Source organism: Duganella sp. 1224 (assembly GCF_013408245.1).
GTDB lineage: Bacteria > Pseudomonadota > Gammaproteobacteria > Burkholderiales > Burkholderiaceae_D > Rugamonas.
Map to the genome: position 1 here is coordinate 422374 of NZ_JACBYS010000001.1, position 17388 is coordinate 439761.

At 68.6% G+C, this 17388-nt stretch carries 10 protein-coding genes; 8 read left to right on the forward strand and 2 right to left on the reverse strand.

The genetic code is table 11. From position 1 onward, the window contains the following. Positions 1–13: 13 nt before the first annotated feature. From FHW58_RS01950 to sppA, 4 genes are all read left to right on the forward strand, one after another. Complete coding sequence (locus FHW58_RS01950) at positions 14–1111, forward strand: Rieske 2Fe-2S domain-containing protein (RefSeq protein ID WP_179671403.1); 1098 nt, start codon at positions 14–16, stop codon at positions 1109–1111. A gap of 85 nt (positions 1112–1196) precedes the next feature. After that, positions 1197–2402 (forward strand): MFS transporter, encoded by a 1206-nt coding sequence (locus tag FHW58_RS01955; protein WP_179671404.1) that lies wholly within the window; start codon positions 1197–1199, stop codon positions 2400–2402. Positions 2403–2528: 126 nt separating this feature from the next. After that, positions 2529–3971 carry a sodium:solute symporter gene (locus tag FHW58_RS01960; protein WP_179671405.1) on the forward strand — a complete coding sequence of 481 codons (1443 nt, stop codon included), beginning with the start codon at positions 2529–2531 and terminating at the stop codon, positions 3969–3971. Positions 3972–4014: 43 nt separating this feature from the next. Beyond that, positions 4015–5889, forward strand: coding sequence for a signal peptide peptidase SppA (sppA, locus tag FHW58_RS01965; protein WP_179671406.1), 1875 nt, complete (start codon positions 4015–4017; stop codon positions 5887–5889). On the opposite strand, the gene FHW58_RS01970 is transcribed toward sppA, so the two are convergent. Together FHW58_RS01970 and FHW58_RS01975 are read right to left on the reverse strand one after the other, a co-directional pair. Beyond that, complete coding sequence (locus tag FHW58_RS01970; protein ID WP_179671407.1) at positions 5886–7142, reverse strand: HAMP domain-containing sensor histidine kinase; 1257 nt, start codon at positions 7140–7142, stop codon at positions 5886–5888. The two genes, sppA and FHW58_RS01970, sit on opposite strands and share 4 nt — an antisense overlap. Then, a complete protein-coding gene (locus FHW58_RS01975; RefSeq protein WP_179671408.1) occupies positions 7142–7870 on the reverse strand; it encodes a response regulator in 729 nt (242 codons plus the stop codon). Before FHW58_RS01975 ends, FHW58_RS01970 begins: the two co-directional genes overlap by 1 nt. 243 nt (positions 7871–8113) lie before the next feature. Between FHW58_RS01975 and FHW58_RS01980 the strand changes: the two genes are divergently transcribed. From FHW58_RS01980 to FHW58_RS01995, 4 genes are read left to right on the forward strand one after another with little or no spacing between them, the layout of a single operon-like run. After that, the gene (locus FHW58_RS01980; RefSeq protein WP_179671409.1) at positions 8114–9547 is read left to right on the forward strand and encodes an efflux RND transporter periplasmic adaptor subunit; all 1434 of its coding nucleotides are present in this window, start codon (positions 8114–8116) and stop codon (positions 9545–9547) included. Continuing rightward, the gene (locus tag FHW58_RS01985; protein WP_179671410.1) at positions 9544–12660 is read left to right on the forward strand and encodes an efflux RND transporter permease subunit; all 3117 of its coding nucleotides are present in this window, start codon (positions 9544–9546) and stop codon (positions 12658–12660) included. Before FHW58_RS01980 ends, FHW58_RS01985 begins: the two co-directional genes overlap by 4 nt. Next, on the forward strand, positions 12657–15953 hold the full coding sequence (locus tag FHW58_RS01990; RefSeq protein WP_179671411.1) for an efflux RND transporter permease subunit: 3297 nt from the start codon (positions 12657–12659) through the stop codon (positions 15951–15953). The genes FHW58_RS01985 and FHW58_RS01990 overlap by 4 nt, the downstream gene beginning before the upstream one ends. Beyond that, positions 15950–17386, forward strand: a complete 1437-nt coding sequence (locus tag FHW58_RS01995) for an efflux transporter outer membrane subunit (RefSeq protein WP_179671412.1) — start codon at positions 15950–15952, stop codon at positions 17384–17386. The genes FHW58_RS01990 and FHW58_RS01995 overlap by 4 nt, the downstream gene beginning before the upstream one ends. Positions 17387–17388 lie beyond the last annotated feature (2 nt).

Below are 17388 nucleotides of genomic sequence, written 5' to 3' on the forward strand. Positions count from 1 at the left end.
TAGAATCAGCGTCATGCTGACTAATCTCTGGTATGTGGTGCTGCCGTCCGCCCAACTGGCTGACGGCCTGAAATCGGTGCAACTGCTCGGCCAGCACTTTGTCGCCTTCCGCGACGAGGGCGGCACGGCGCGGCTGCTGTCGGACATCTGCGTGCATCGCGGCGGCGCGCTGTCGGCCGGCCTCAAGGTCGGCGGCAGCGTGCAATGCCCGTATCACGGCTGGCGCTTCGGCGGCGACGGCGTGTGCAACCATATCCCGGCGCAGCCGGACCTGCGCATACCGGCCAAGGCGCGCGTGGATGCCTACCCGACCATCGAACGCTATGGCTGGATCTGGGCCTTCCTCGGCGACCTGCCGGAAGCCGAGCGCCCGCCGCTGCCGCGGCTGGACTGGGTGGATGATCCCCAGGTGCGGGTGGTGTCCGGCCACTTCGACTGGGACGCGAGCTGGGACCGCGTGATGGAAAACGGCCTCGATTTCGCCCACGCGCCCTTTGTTCACGGCTCCACCTTCGGCGACCCGGACCATCCCGAAATCGGCGCCTTCGAGGTGGAGCGGGAAGCGTGGGGCGCCAGCGCGCTGATGACCATGCGGCGGCCGGTGCGCAAGGGCTGGCGGCGCAAGCCCACCGGCCAGCATGTCGAGGTGGCCACGCGGCCGGGCTTTCACCTGTCCGGCCCCTGCGCCACACTGGAACTGGCGCCGCGCGACGGCTGGCGCATCTACATCGTCTCGGCCCACACGCCGGTGGACGGCAAGCGCACGCGCACCTGGTGGATGATGGGCCGCACCTTCATGCGCTGGCCGCTGCTGGACCGCCGCGTCATCGCCAGCAACCTGAAGATTTTCAACCAGGACCTGGTGGTGCTGAACAAGGTGCGGCCGGAGCGGGTGCCGGATTCGTGGCAGCAGGAGGTGTCGGTCAAGTCGGACGCGCTGCAAATCGCCTTCCGCCAGCAAATCCAGGCGCTGGAGCGGCGCGGCTGGCGCATCGACGAGGAACGCGTGGCGCGCGAGTTCACCGGCCGCACGGCCTGCGTGGTGCCCGGTCCGGCGCGGCGCGACGGCGGCGCCTGGGCCATCGAGACGATTCCCATTATTGCGCAGTAGGCAAAGATGTTTTGGATTTTCGTGTCTTTTTCTCATGGGCGGAAATCCTGATACTGCATGACATCAACTTTTCAGGAGTGACGTCATGCCCATTGCACTACTCGCGCTGACCATCAGCGCATTCGCCATCGGGACCACCGAGTTTGTCATTGTCGGCCTGCTGCCGACCATCGCCGCCGATCTGGGCGTGAATTTGCCGTCGGCTGGGCTGCTGGTCAGCCTGTACGCCATGGGCGTGGCGGTCGGCGCGCCGGTGCTGACCGCGCTGACCGGCAAGGTGCCGCGCAAGCTGCTGCTGCTGTCGCTGATGGTGCTGTTCACCCTCGGCAATCTGCTGGCGTGGAAGGCGCCGAGCTACGAATCGCTGGTGATCGCCCGCATTCTGACCGGCCTGGCGCACGGCGTGTTCTTCTCGATCGGCTCGACCATCGCCACTTCGCTGGTGCCGAAAGAGAAGGCGGCCAGCGCCATCGCCATCATGTTCACCGGCCTGACCGTGGCGCTGGTGACCGGCGTGCCGCTGGGGACCTTCATCGGCCAGCACTTCGGCTGGCGCGAGACTTTCCTGGCCGTGTCGGCGCTGGGCGTCATCGCTTTTGTGGGCAGCCTGTTGTTTGTGCCGTCGACGATCCAGCACAACAAGCCGGCGTCGCTGCTGCAGCAGATGAAGGTGCTGGCCGAGCCGCGCCTGTTGCTGGTGTACGCGATGACGGCGGTGGGCTACGGCGGTTCGTTCATCGCCTTCACCTTCCTGGCGCCGATTCTGACCGACATCACGGGCTTCAGCGCCAACGCGGTGGGGCTGGTGATGCTGGTGTACGGCGTGTCGGTCGCGGTGGGGAATATCTGGGGCGGCAAACTGGCCGACCGGCGCGGTCCGATTGGCGCGCTGAAGATCATTTTCCTGGGACTGGCGGCTGTACTGGTGGTGCTGACCTTCGCGGCGCCGTACAAGTGGCTGGTGCTGGCGACTGTGCTGGTGTGGGGCGCGGTGGCGTTTGGTAACGTGGCAGGCTTGCAGGTGTACGTGGTGCAGCAGGCGGAACACTTCACGCCGCGCGCGGTGGATGTGGCGTCGGGGTTGAACATTGCGGCGTTCAATCTGGGGATTGCCGGCGGCGCGTGGGGTGGGGGCTTGATCGTGGAGCATGTGGGGCTGGTGCACACCGGCTGGATCGGCGGGCTGGTGGTGCTGGGCGCGCTGGGCCTGACGGCGCTGAGCGGACGGCTGGACCGGCTGAACCCGCGTGCCGCCGTGCGGGGTGGCGGCGTGCGCGTCGTCACCCACTAAACCCGCACGGCCAGGCGGGGTCGGACCCCGTACGGGGTCCGACCCCAGGGTTTGCCCTGGGGGTAGAAGCCGGCGCCGCCAACTGGTGTATATTGGCGGCGATCCGAATTATCCCAATGCTACCCCATGTCCGCAGTCTCGCTTTTTTGTCTCGTCTTCGCCTACTTCGCCGTACTGCTGCTGGTCGCCAGGCGCACTTCCCGCAACGCCAACAACGACAGCTTCTTCATCGGTAACAAGCGCAGTCACTGGCTGCTGGTGGCCTTCGGCATGGTCGGCACCACCCTCAGTGGCGTCACCTTCGTCAGCGTCCCCGGCTCGGTCGGCCGCGATGGCTTCGGCTACCTGCAGGTCATTTTCGGCTACATCCTCGGCTACATCGCCGTCGCCGCCATCCTGCTGCCGCTGTACTACCGTCTCAAGCTCACCTCGATCTACACCTACCTCGAACAACGCTTCGGCCCGCGCGCCTGCCAGAGCGGCGCGTTTTTCTTCATCGTCTCGCGCCTGCTGAGCGCTTCCGGCCGCCTGTACCTGGTGGTCAACGTCCTGCAGATCACCATCCTCGACAGCATGGGCGTGCCGTTCTGGCTGACCACCACCGTCATTCTCGCCATGATCCTGCTGTACACCTACGAGGGCGGCGTCAAGACCATCGTCTGGACCGACACGCTGCAAACCACCGGCATGGTGCTGGGCCTGGTCATCTGCGCCGGCTGGCTGATGCACGCCATGGGCCTCGGCCCGCTGGACAGCTTGGCCCAGATGCAGGCCCACGGCTTCACCAAGGTGATCACCACCTCGATCGACAGCCCGGCCAACTTCTGGAAGCAGCTGGCGGCCGGCTTCTTCATCGTGCTGGCCATGACCGGCATAGACCAGGAAACCATGCAAAAAAATATTTCGGTGCGCACCCTGCGCGACTCGCAGAAGAACATGCTGGTGACCACCGCTGTATTGACGGCTGTACTGGTGCTGTTCATGTTCCTGGGTGGGCTGCTGTACCTGTACGCGCCCGGCGCCGGCATCAGCGCCAGCGGCGACAAGCTGTTCCCGGCGGTGGTGATGGGGCAGATGCCGGCGGCGCTGCAACTGATTTTCTTCATCGGCCTGATCTCGGCGCTGTTCCCCAGCGCCGACGGCGCCATGACCGCGCTGACCTCCAGCTTCAGCATCGACATCCTCGGCGTGCAGCGCCGCACCGACATGAGCGAGGCCGACCGCGTACGCTTGCGCCACCGCGTGCACCTGGGCTTCTGCGCCATCTTCCTGGCGCTGGTGCTGGTGTTCAAGTGGGCGGACAATCCCAGCATGTTCGGCGTGGTGCTGAAGCTGGCCGGCTACACCTATGGCCCATTGCTGGGCTTGTTCGCCTTCGGTATGCTGACCCGCCGCGCGGTGCGCGACCGCTGGGTGCCGCTGGTGGCACTGGTCGGCCCGGCGCTGTGCTATGTAGTTGATTCTAATCAGCAATTGCTTTTCGGAAGCTACCGCATCGGGCTGGAATTGCTTATCCTGAATGGCCTGCTGGTGTTTGCCGGCCTGATGGTCATTTCCAAAAAGCAGTAATGGCAGTATTATCATTGCAAATAACGCAACCACTGGAGCATTGATGAGTCAATCCCCGTTTTCCTATGTCCGTCGCGGCTTCGGCTTTTTCTGGCGCGCGCTGGACGCCAGCCGCCGCACGGTGCTGAACCTGATTTTCCTGGCGCTGGTGCTGGTGCTGCTGTACGCCATTTTCGGCGGCGGCGCCAAGCCGCTGCAGCCCAAGACCACGCTGGTGCTGGACCTGAAAGGCCAGCTGGTGGAGCAGTCCAGCGTCAACGCCACCGATGCGCTGATCGCCAACGCGCGCGGCGCCGAGGTGCACAGGATGATCCAGCTGCGCGACGTGCTGGCCGTGCTGGACACCGCCGCCAAGGACCCGAACGTGGGCGCGGCGGTGCTGCTGACCGACGACCTGCAGGGCGGCGGCCAGGCCGCGCTGCGCGAAGTGGCAGCCGCGATCGACCGCTTCAAGGCGTCCGGCAAGCAGGTGGTGGCCTGGGGCGCCAGCTATGACCAGCGCCAGTACCTGCTGGCCGCGCACGCCAGCGAGGTGTATCTGCACCCGATGGGCATGGTCATGATCGAGGGCTTTGGCCGCTACCGCAATTACTACCGCGACGCGCTGGACAAGCTGGGCGTGACCGTCAACCTGCTGCGCGTGGGCACCTACAAGAGCTTCGGCGAGCCGTACATCGCCAACGGCCCCTCGCAGGCGGCCAGCGAGGCCGAGTCCTACCTGAACAACGCGCTGTGGGCGGCCTACACCGACAACGTCGAGAAGGCGCGCAAGCTGCCGCAGGGCCAGATCATGAAGACCATCAACGACCTGCCGGCGCAAGTGGCTGCGGCGAATGGCGACATGGCCAAGCTGTCGCTGTCGGAGAAGCTGGTCGACGGCCTGAAGACCAAGGATGAAGTCCGCCAGATGATGATCACGCGCGGCGCCGCCGATGCCGACGGCAAGAGCTTCCGCCAGGTGGCGTTCGACGATTACCTGGCGCGCGTGCCGCACAAGCTGACCGGCGACGCCATCGGCGTGGTGGTGGCGCAGGGCGAAATCAGCGACGGCACCGCCGGTCCGGGGGCGATCGGCGGCGATTCGACCTCCAAGCTGATCCGCATGGCGCGCGAGGACAACAGCATCAAGGCGGTGGTGCTGCGCATCGATTCGCCCGGCGGCAGCGCTTTCGCCTCGGAGCTGATCCGGCGCGAGCTGGAACTGACGCGCGCCGCCGGCAAGCCGGTGGTGGTCTCGATGGGCAACGTGGCGGCGTCCGGCGGCTACTGGATTTCGATGTCGTCGGACGAGGTGATCGCCGAGCCGACCACCATCACCGGCTCGATCGGCGTGTTCGCCATCCTGCCGACCGCCGACAAGGTGATCGACAAGCTGGGCATCCACACCGCCGGCCAGCCGACCACCTGGCTGGGCGACGCCGGCAATCCGCTGCGTCCACTGGACCCGCGCTTCGGCCAGGTGATCCAGGGCAGCATCAACCATATCTACGCCGAGTTCACCACCAAGGCGGCCAAGGCGCGCAAGACCACCCCGGAAAAGATCGACGAGGTGGCGCAGGGCCGCGTGTGGACCGGCGCCCAGGCCAAGGACCGCGGCCTGGTGGACCGCCTGGGCAGCTATGGCGACGCGCTGAAGTCCGCCGCCGCGCGCGCCAGGCTGCCGGCCGACGCGCGCGTGGTGTACGTGGAGCGCGACATCAGCAAGTTTGACCGCTTCGTCGAGATGATCGGCGGCGGCACCGCGAAGGCGGTGGCCAATGCGGTGGCGGCGCAGCTCAAGCTGGGCGCGGCGGCCAGCACCGGCCTGCCGCCGAGCGCGGCCACCGGCATCGCCAATGACCTGGGCTGGCTGTCGGAGATCACGGCGCAGCACAAGCCGTTCACCGCGATCACGCACTGCCTGTGCGAATCGCCTTAAGCCAGCGGTAACTCCACCTCGAAGCAGCTGCGCCCATCCTTCATCAGGGCGCAGCGCGCTTCGCCGCCGTGGCGTCGGGCGATCTGCCGCACCAGCGCCAGTCCCAGTCCGGCACCGGTATTATCCAGCGTGCCGCGGCGGCGGAAGAAGGGCTCGAACACGCGCTCGAATTCCGGATCCGGCACGCCCGGCCCCTGGTCCCACACCCGCAACAGCGCCATCTTGCCGGCCACCGTGATCCGCACGCTGGCTGGCGGCACGCCGTGGCGGTGGGCGTTCTCCAGCAGGTTGCGCAGCAGGCGGCGCAGCAGGCGCGGGTCGCCGCGCAGCAGCGCCGATTCGCCGTCCAGCGTGGCGTCGTCGTAGCGCGCGCATTCCTCGGCGGCCAGGGCCAGCAGGTCCAGCTCCTCGGTGTCGGTGTTTTCCGGAATCGCGCCCAGGCGGCTGGCCAGCAGGATCTCGTCCAGCAGATGATTCAGTTCGGCGATGTCCTGTTCCAGGCCGGCGCGCCGTTTCGCATCGATGCCCTCGGGGATCAGCTCCAGCGCCAGGCGGATGCGCGCCAGCGGCGTGCGCAGCTCGTGCGAGGCGTTGGCCAGCAGCGTCTTGTGCGCGCCCACCAGCCGCTCGATCTGGTCGGCCGCGCGGTTGAAGCTTTGCGCCAGCCGCGCCACCTCGTCCTTGCCCTCGACCGGCACGCGCGCGGTGAGGTCGCCGGCGCCCAGTTTCTCGACGCCCAGCTGCAGCCGCTCCAGCCGCTTGGTCAAATGCCGCACCAGCGGAAACGCCGCCACGCCGATGCCCAGCGCCGCCAGCAGCAGCGCGTTGTGCAGGATGGCCTTGGGACGGGTGAAGCCGAGCGGCTCGCTGGACAGCAGCTTGCGGCCGTCCGGCAGGCGCACGAACGATTCCGGCGGCGGCCCGGTCATGCCCTGGCGGCGCCAGCGGCGCGCCGGGATGAATTCCCCCACCACCGCCAGCGGGCGCCAGTCGCGCGTGTACAGCGTCATGTGGGCGTTGTTCAGATTGGCGGCCACGCGCGCCAGCGCCGCCTGCTGCTGCGCCGGCGGCGCGTCCGGCGGCGCCAGCACGTTCTGCATGATCTGCGCCAGCGTGGCGTTGGAGCGCTCCAGCGGGCTGCCGCTGCGGTCCCAGATTTCCAGCGTGGCGATGGCGAAGATGGCCAGGATCAGCAGCAGCGCCACGTAGAAGCGGAAGTACAGCCGCGGCCAGCCGACGTTCAACCGTTTCATCAGTCCTGCACCTTGGCGAACAGGTAGCCGGCGCCGCGCACGGTGATGATGCGGCGCGGTTTTTTCGGGTCGTCCTCGACGGCGGCGCGGATGCGCGACATGTGGACGTCGATCGAGCGGTCGAAGGCCTCCAGCGGCTCGCCCTTGAGCAGGTCCATCAGCGCGTCGCGCGACAGCACGCGGCCGGCGTGGCGCGCCAGCACCAGCAGCAGGTCGAACTGGTAGGCGGTCAGCTCGCACGGCACGCCGTCCAGCCGCGCCGCGTGGGCGGCCGGGTCGATCTCCAGCCGGCCGAAGCGCAGGAACGCGTCGGCCGCCGGCGGCGTGGCGCCGGGCGGCGCGTCGATGTGGCGCAGGTCGACGCGGCGGCGCAGGATGGCGCGCAGGCGCGCCAGCAGCTCGCGCGGCTCGAACGGCTTGGGCAGGTAGTCGTCGGCGCCGATCTCCAGGCCGACGATGCGGTCGATGGCGTCGCCGCGCGCGGTCAGCATCAGCACCGGCACGTCGGAGCTGGCGCGCAGCTGGCGGCACACGTCCAGGCCGTCCATGTCGGGCAGCATCAGGTCGAGGATCAGCGCGTCGATCTCGGCGGCGGCGAGGTGGTCGAGGGCGGCGCGGCCGGTGGCCGCGTGGGTCACGCGAAAGCCGGCCTGGCCGAGGTACTCGGTGAGCATCTCGGCCAGGCGCGGATCGTCTTCGACCAGCAAAATTCGGTCTACAGGATTCATGGGGGGCATTCTACGCTACGGTCAACCCGGCCAGTATGCCGCGCGCCGCACCCGGGACGATGTCGCGCGGGTAAAGAAATGTAAAGGTAGTTGAACGATAATCGCGCAAAGTCCTTGATTTGTAGCGAGTTTGTAACCCCGTCGGGTGACCCGCAGACAGCGGCGGGACCTTATGCTACAGTCCCACGATTGATTGCCATGGCGCGTTTGCCATGGACACGCACGTCTACAAAAAGGATAACGATGGATTCGCAAGCCAAGCCGACTTTGAGTGCCAACCCTCCCAAGCGCAGCCGCAAGATTGTGGGCAGCGTGATCGCCATCGCCGTCATGGCGGCGCTGGGCGGGCTGGCGTGGCATCTGACGCACCAGCCGGCTGGCGGTGCGCCAGGAGCACAAGGTCCCGGCGGCCCCGGTCCGGGCGGTCCTGGCGGTCCCGGTGGGGCGGGCGGCGGCCGCCGCATGCCGGCCACCACGGTGGGCGTGGCCACCGCTGAAAAGGCCGACGTGCCGGTGACGCTGGAGGCGCTGGGCACGGTGACGGCGGCGGCCACCACCACCGTGCGGCCGCAGGTGTCGGGCATCCTGCAATCGGTGCTGTTCAAGGAAGGGCAGATGGTCAAGGCCGGCCAGGTGCTGGCGCAGATCGACCCGCGCCAGTTCGAGATGGCGCTGATGCAGGCCACCGGCACCCGCCAGCGCGACGAGGCGCAGCTGGAAAACGCCAGGCTGACGCTGAACCGCTACCGCACGCTGCTGACCCAGGACTCGATCGCGCGCCAGGACGTGGACACGCAGGCGGCGCTGGTCAAGCAGCTGGAGGGCACGGTGCTGACCGACAAGGCGGCCGAGGGCACGGCGCGGCTGAACCTGGGCTACACCAAGGTGGTGGCGCCGATCTCCGGCCGCGTGGGCTTGCGCGTGGTCGACATCGGCAACCTGGTCAGCTCCAGCGACACCGGCGGCCTGGCCGTGATCACCCAGCTGTCGCCGATCGACGTCGAGTTTTCGATTCCGCAGGACAGCGTGCCGGCGGTGGCGCAGCGCGTCAACGATGGCGCGGCGCTGCCGGCGCTGGCGCTGGACCGCACCCGCACCGCCACGCTGGACAGCGGCGCCTTCAAGGCCATGGACAACCAGATCGATACCCAGACCGGCACCGTCAAGGCCAAGGCGCGCTTCAACAACGCCAAGCTGGCGCTGTTCCCGAGCCAGTTCGTCAACGTGCGCCTGGAACTGAACACCGTCAAGGACGCGGTCATGGTGCCGGTCAACGCGCTGCGCCACGGGAACAACGGCGACTTCGTTTACGTGCTGAAGGAAGACAAGACCGTGACCGTGCGCCCGGTCAAGCGCGGCGTGGCCACCGTCGACAAGGTGCAGATCACCGAGGGCCTGAAGCTGGGCGAGCAGGTGATCACCGAGGGCGCCGACCGCCTGAAGGAAGGCGCCAAGGTGACGCTGCCCGGCCAGGGCGGCCAGGGCGGCTGGGGCGGCAAGGGCAAGGGCGGCGACCACGCCGGCGGCTGGAAGGGCAAGCGCGATGGCGCGGCGGCCGGCGAGGGCGCCGGTGGCACGCCGGGAGCGACCGCGGCTTCGGCGGCGTCCGCGCCGGCCGGCGAGGCGCCGTCCACTGAACACCGCCGCCGCAACAAGGAAGGCGCGGCACAGCAATGAGTCCATCCGCACCCTTCATCCAGCGCCCGGTAGCGACCTCGCTGCTGATGCTGGCGATCGTCCTGGCGGGTATCGTCGGCTTCAAGTTCCTGCCGCTGTCGGCGTTGCCGCAGGTCGACTTCCCGACCATCCAGGTGCAGACGTTGTACCCGGGCGGCAGCCCGGAAGTGATGGCGCAGACCGTGACCGCGCCGCTGGAGCGCCAGTTCGGCGCCATGGCCGGCCTGTCGCGCATGAGCTCCACCAGCGCCGCCGGCGTTTCCATCATCACGCTGCAGTTCGGCCTGGGCCAGACGCTGGACGTGGCCGAGCAGGAAGTGCAGGCCGCGATCAACGCCGGCAACTCGCTGCTGCCGACCGACCTGCCGGCGCCGCCGGTGTACGCCAAGGTCAACCCGGCCGACGCGCCGGTGCTGACGCTGGCCATCACCTCCGACACCATGCCGCTGACCGAGGTGCAGAACATCGTCAACACCCGGCTGGCGCTGAAGGTCAGCCAGGTGTCCGGTGTGGGCCTGGTGACGCTGAGCGGCGGCCAGCGGCCGGCGGTCCGCATCCAGGCCGACACCAACGCGCTGGCCTCGTACGGCCTCGGCCTGGACACGCTGCGCACCGCCATCACGGCGGCCAACGCCAACGGCGCCAAGGGCAGCTTCGACGGCCCGACGCGCGCCTACAGCATCAACGCCAACGACCAGCTGGTGACCGCCAGGGACTATAAAGACCTGATCCTGGCCTACAAGAACGGCGCCCCGGTGCGCCTGACCGACGTCGCCACCGTGGTGGACAGCGCCGAGAACGTGGAGCTGGGCGCCTGGTCCGGCAACCAGGACAGCCTGAAACAGGCGATCATCCTCAACGTGCAGCGCCAGCCCGGCGCCAACGTGATCCAGACCGTGGACGCCATCAAGGCGCGCCTGCCGGAGCTGCAGGCCGGCCTGCCGGCCGCCATGCACGTGGAGGTGCTGAGCGACCGCACCACCGGCATCCGCGCCTCGGTCGAACACGTGGAGATGGAGCTGGTGCTGGCCGTGGTGCTGGTGGTGCTGGTGATCTTCGCCTTCCTGCACAGCCTGCGCGCCACCATCATCGCCAGCCTGTCGGTGCCGATCTCGCTGATCGGCACCTGTGGCGTGATGTATTTGCTCGGCTATAGCCTCAACAACCTGTCGCTGATGGCGCTGACCATCGCCACCGGCTTCGTGGTCGACGACGCCATCGTCATGATCGAGAACATCGCCCGCTACATCGAGGAGGGCGAAACGCCGATGGCCGCCGCGCTCAAGGGCGCCAAGCAGATCGGCTTCACCATCATCTCGCTGACGGTGTCGCTGATCGCCGTGCTGATCCCGCTGCTGTTCATGGGCGACGTGGTGGGCCGGCTGTTCCGCGAGTTCGCCATCTCGCTGGCGATCACCATCCTGATCTCGGCGGTGGTGTCGCTGACGCTGGTGCCGATGATGTCCGGCCGCTGGCTGAAGAACCACGCCGACGAAAAGCCGTCGCGCTTCGCGGTGCGCTTCCAGGCCTTCTTCGACTGGGTGATCGGCCACTACGACAAGTCGCTGACCTGGGTCATCGAGCATAGCGGCCTGACGCTGCTGGTGGCGCTGGGCACGCTGCTGCTGACGGTGCTGCTGTACGTGATCATTCCCAAGGGCCTGTTCCCGACCCAGGACACCGGCCAGCTGCAGGCGCGCCTGGAAACCGGCAAGGCGGTGTCCTACGACAAGATGGCGGCGCTGCAGCAGCAGGCGGCCAGGGCCATCCTGGCCGACCCGGATGTCGAGAACCTCAGCTCCGTGGTGGGCGTGGACGCCGCCAACAACACCATGCTGCACACCGGCAGCATGCTGATCAACCTGAAGCGCCAGCGCGGTGCCAGCCAGCAGGCCATCATGGACCGGCTGCGCGCGCGCGTGGCCGAGATGCCGGGCCTGACGCTGTACCTGCAGCCGACCCAGGACCTGACCATCGACGCCGAAACCGGGCCGACCCAGTTCCGCGTGTCGATCGAGGGCGCGGACAACGCCTCGGTCAACGAGTGGGCCACCAGGCTGGAGGCGCAGATGCGCACCAAGGCGCAGCTGCGCAACGTCACCTCCGACGTTGGCGCCAGCGCGCCGGCGGCCTACGTCACGGTCGACCGCGACACCGCCTCGCGCCTGTCGGTCACCGCCGCCTCGATCGACGACGCGCTGTACAGCGCCTTCGGCCAGCGCATCGTCTCCACCATCTTCACCGAGACCAACCAGTACCGCGTGATCCTGGAGGCGCGGCGCGACTCGATCGCCACCCCGGCCGACCTGGAAAACCTGTACCTGCGCACCGGCTCCGGCAAACCGACGCCGCTGTCGGCGGTGGCCAAGGTCAGCGAGCGCCAGGCGCCGTTGCAGGTCACGCACGTGGCGCAGTACCCGGCCACCACGCTGGGTTTCGACACCGCGCCCGGCGTCTCGCTGGGCACGGCGGTGGACAGCATCAAGCAGGCCGCCGCCGAGATCAAGTTCCCGGCCTCGGTCACGCTGACCTTCCTCGGCGCCTCGGGCGCCTACCAGAATTCGCTGAACAACCAGCTGTGGCTGATCCTGGCGGCGGTGGTCTGCGTCTACATCGTGCTGGGCGTGCTGTATGAGAGCTACATCCACCCGCTGACCATCCTGTCGACGCTGCCGTCGGCCGGCGTCGGCGCGCTGCTGGCGCTGTGGATCACCGGCCAGGACCTGGGCGTGATCGGCATCATCGGCATCATTCTGCTGATCGGCATCGTCAAGAAGAACGCCATCATGATGATCGACTTCGCCATCGAGGCCGAGCGCGACGAGGGCAAGGCGCCGCGCGAGGCCATCCACCAGGCCGCGCTGCTGCGCTTCCGGCCGATCCTGATGACCACGCTGGCGGCGCTGTTCGCGGCCGTGCCGCTGATGCTGGGCTGGGGCGAGGGCGCCGAGCTGCGCCGCCCGCTGGGCCTGGCCATCTTCGGCGGCCTGATCGTCAGCCAGTTGCTGACGCTGTTCACCACGCCGGTGATCTACCTCGGCTTCGACAGCCTGGGGCGGCGCCTGCGCGGCCAGCCGTCGCCGGCCACGCCGGCCGGAGGTAGCGCGCTGTGAACCTGTCGTCCCCCTTCGTCAAGCGCCCCATCGCCACCGTCCTGCTGACGGTGGGCGTGGCGCTGGCCGGCATCGGCGCGTTCTTCGTGCTGCCGGTGGCGCCGCTGCCGCAGGTCGACTTCCCGATCATCTCGGTCAGCGCCACGCTGCCCGGCGCCAGCCCGGACACCATGGCCACCAGCGTGGCCACGCCGCTGGAGCGCCACCTCGGCACCATCGCCGGCGTCAACGAGATGACCTCGCAGTCGAGCACCAGCTCGGCCAACGTCACGCTGCAGTTTGACCTCAACCGCAACGTCGACTCGGTGGCGCGCGAGGTGCAGGCGGCCATCAACGCCAGCCGCGTCGACCTGCCGTCCACGCTGCGCAGCAATCCGACCTACCGCAAGGCCAACACCTCCGGCGCGCCGGTGATGATCCTGGCGCTGACCTCCAAGACCCGCACGCCGGGCCAGATCTACGACGCCGTCTCCAACATCGTGCTGCAACGGCTGTCGCAGGTGACCGGCGTCGGCGACGTGGAACTGGGCGGCAGCTCGCTGCCGGCGGTGCGGGTGGAACTGAACCCGTACGCGATGAACAAGCAGGGCCTGTCGATGGAGGACGTGCGCGCCGCCATCCAGGCCGCCAACGCCAACCGCCCGCGCGGCGCGCTGCAGGGCGACGGCCGCCGGCTGCAGATCTATTCCGAGTCGGCCAACGCCACCGGCGGGCGCAGCGCCACCGACTACCAGAACCTGATCGTCGGCTACCGCAACGGTACCGAGATCCGCCTGCGGGACGTGGCCGAGGTGGTGGACGGCGTCGAGGACCAGAACAACCTGGGCCTGTTCAATGGCGAGAAGGCCATCATCGTGCTGATCCGCTCCCAGGCCGGCGCCAACGTCATCGAGACGGTGGACAGCGTGCGCGCGCAGCTGCCGATGCTGCAGGCGCAGCTGCCGCCGGACGTCAAGATCCAGGTGGCCAGCGACAGCACCAACTCGATCCGCTCGTCGCTGCACGAGATCGAGGTCACGCTGATCATCTCCATCCTGCTGGTGGTGCTGGTGGTCAGCGTGTTCCTGCGCAATGTGCGCGCCACCATCGTGCCGACCGTGGCCACCATCGTCTCGCTGCTGGGCACCTTCGGCGTCATGTACCTGCTCGGCTTCAGCCTGAACAACCTGTCGCTGATGGCGCTGACCGTGGCCACCGGCTTCGTGGTCGACGACGCCATCGTGGTGCTGGAAAACACCACCCGCCACATCGAGGCCGGCATGGACCGCTTCCAGGCGGCGCTGCTGGGCGCGCGCGAGGTGGGCTTCACGGTGCTGTCGATCAGCCTGTCGCTGATCGCGGTGTTCATTCCGCTGCTGTTCATGGGCGGCCAGTTCGGCGCGCTGTTCAAGGAATTTGCGATCACGCTGTCGGCGGCGGTGATGATTTCGCTGGTGATCTCGCTGACCACCACGCCGATGATGTGCGCCTGGCTGCTGTCGCCCGGCGCCCACGCCACCAAGCCGCAGGGCCGCATCGCGCGCTTCTTCGAGCGCGGCTTCGACTTCGTGCTGAAGACCTACGAGCACGCGCTGGACTGGGCGCTGCACAGCGTCTGGCTGGTGATGCTGAGCCTGGTGTTCGTGATCGGCCTGAATTTCTACCTGTTCGCGGCGATTCCGAAGGGCGGCTTCCCGCAGCAGGACACCGGCCAGATCAGCGGCGGCATCCGCGCCGACCAGAGCATCTCGTTCCAGGCCATGCAGGGCAAGCTGCGCCAGCTGGTCAACATCATCAAGGACGATCCGGACGTGGCGACCGTGGTCGGCTTCACCGGCGGCCGGCGCGCCGGCGGCGGCTTCATGTTCGTCAACCTCAAGCCGGCCAGCGAGCGCAAGGTGGCGGGGCAGGCGGTGATCGCCCGCCTGCGGCCCAAGCTGGCCAAGGTCACCGGCGTGACCTTGTTCCTCAGCCCGGTGCAGGACCTGCGCGCCGGCGGCCGCTCGGCCAACGCCAACTTCCAGTACACGCTGAAGTCGGACAACCAGGCCGACCTGAAGAAATGGGCGGCGCGCCTGGCCGAGGCGATGAAGGGGCGGCCGGCGCTGACCGACGTCGATTCCGACCAGGCCGACAACGGCGTCGAGACCTTTGTCACCATCGACAAGCAGAGCGCGTCGCGCCTCGGCATTTCGACGCGCGACATCGACAACGCGTTGTACAACAGCTTCGGCCAGCGCCAGGTGGCCACCATCTACGATGAGCTGAACCAGTACCACGTGATCATGGAAGTGGCGCGCGAGTGGGCGCGCAGCCCGGAGGCGCTGAACGACGTCTACGTGCCGTCCACCGGCCTGCCGGCGCCGAGCGCGGCCAACCCGAGCGGCGCGCCGGTGGCGACCACCGCGGCCGCCACCACCACCGCCGGCAACAGCAGCGCCACCAGCACCTCGTCGGCCACCGCCGCCAACGTGGCCGCGCCGGCGGTGCGCGACGCCTCGTCCGGCTCGTCGCTCAGCACCAAGGCCACCACCATGGTGCCGCTGTCGACGGTGGCGCGTTACGCCGAGAGTTCGGCGCCGACCTCGATCAACCACCAGGACGGCGAACTGGCCACCACCATCGCCTTCAACCTGGCCGACGGCGCCAGCCTGTCCGAGGCGGCGGCGCAGATCGCCCAGGCCGAGGCGGACATCGCCATGCCGAGCAATGTGCGCGGCAGCTTCGCCGGCGCCGCCAAGCAGGCGCAGGACAGCAACAAGTCGCTGCCGCTGCTGATCCTGGCCGCCATCGTGGTCATCTACATCGTGCTGGGCATCCTGTACGAAAGCCTGGTGCACCCGGTGACGGTGCTGACCACGCTGCCATCGGCCGGCGTCGGCGCGGTGCTGGCGCTGCTGGTGTTCAAGATGGAGTTCTCGACCATCGCGCTGATCGGCATCTTCCTGCTGATCGGCATCGTCAAGAAAAACGCCATCATGATCATCGACTTCGCGCTGGAGGCCGAGCGCTCGCGCGGGCTGGCGCCGCTGGAGGCGGTGCGCGAGGCCTGCCTGCTGCGCTTCCGGCCGATCCTGATGACCACCGTGGCCGCCGGCCTGGGCGCGCTGCCGCTGGCGATCGGCTTCGGCGAGGGCTCGGAGCTGCGCCAGCCGCTGGGCGTGGCCATCATCGGCGGCCTGATCGCCAGCCAGATGCTGACGCTGCTGACGACGCCGGTGGTCTACATCCTGATGGACAAGCTGCGCCGCCGCGGCCCGTCCGAACAACAACTGAGCCGCATCCATAGCGACGAATCGCCGATTACACCATGAGCAAACACGCATTGACCTCCCGTTATCCCCTGACCGCGCTGGCCATGGCGGCCGCGCTGCTGGCCGGCTGCTCGGTCACGCCCACCTACCAGGTGCCGGCGACGCCGCAGCCGGCGGCCTACAAGGAAACGCCGAGCGACGCCGACAAGGCGGCCGCCGGCTGGACCGCCGCCGCGCCGGCCGACACGCTGGAACGCGGCCCGTGGTGGCAGCTGTTCAACGATCCGCTGCTGAACCAGATGGCCGAGAGCCTTGAGGTGAACAACCAGAACGTGGCGGCCGCGGTGGCGGCGTACGCGCAGGCGCGCGCGCTGGTGGCCGAGCAGCGCGCCGCGCTGTTCCCGGTGGTGGACCTGAACGCCAGCGCCACCCGTTCCGGCGGCGGCGGCAACACGCCCACCGCCAACCAGTACCGCGCCAACATCGGCGCCAGCTGGGAGCCGGACGTGTGGGGCAAGCTGCGCGCGGGCCTGGGCAACGCCAACGCCAGCCTGCAGGCCAGCGCCGCCGACCTGGCGGCCGCGCGCCTGTCGGCGCAGGGCGAGCTGGCCACCAACTACTTCGCGCTGCGCGAGGCCGACGCCGAGAAGGCCATCCTGGAGCAGACCACCGAGGGCTACGAGCGGGTGCTGCAGATCACGCAGAACCGCTTCGACGCCGGCATCGCCGCCAAGTCGGACCTGCTGCAGGCGCAGACGCAGCTGGCCAGCGCCCGCATCGACCAGATCACGCTGCTGCGCACCCGCGCCACCTACGAGCACGCCATCGCGGTCCTGCTGGGCAAGGCGGCCAACGACTTCGCGCTGCCGCCGGCCGAGTGGAAGATCACCGTGCCGGACATCCCGACCGGCCTGCCGTCGACGCTGCTGCAGCGCCGCCCGGACATCGCCGGCGCCGAGCGCCGCGTGGCGGCCGCCAACCAGAACATCGGCATCGCCCGCAGCGCCTATTTCCCCAGCCTGAACCTGACCGGTTCCTTCGGCTACGGCGCCGGCGCCACCGGCGGCTTGTTCAACGCCTCCAACAACCTGTGGTCGCTGGGCCTGAGCGCGGCGCAGACGCTGTTTGACGCCGGCGCCACCCGCGCCCGCGTCAGCGGCGCCGAGGCGGCGCGCGACCAGGCCATCGCCACCTACCGGCAGACGGTGTTGTCGGCCTTCGCCGACGTCGAGAACCAGCTGGTGGCCACGCGCGCGCTGGTGCAGCAGCAGGACCTGCGCAAGGTGGCGTCGGCGGCGGCCGACCAGGTCGAGGTGCAGCTGCTGAACCGCTACCGCGCCGGGCAGGTCAGCTACAGCGACGTGGTCACCGCGCAGCAGACCGCGCTGGCCGCGCGCCGCGCGCTGGTGCAGGCCCAGGTCAACCGCCAGACCACGGCGATCGCGCTGATCCAGTCGCTGGGTGGCGGCTGGCACGCGGGCGACCAGCCGTAGCG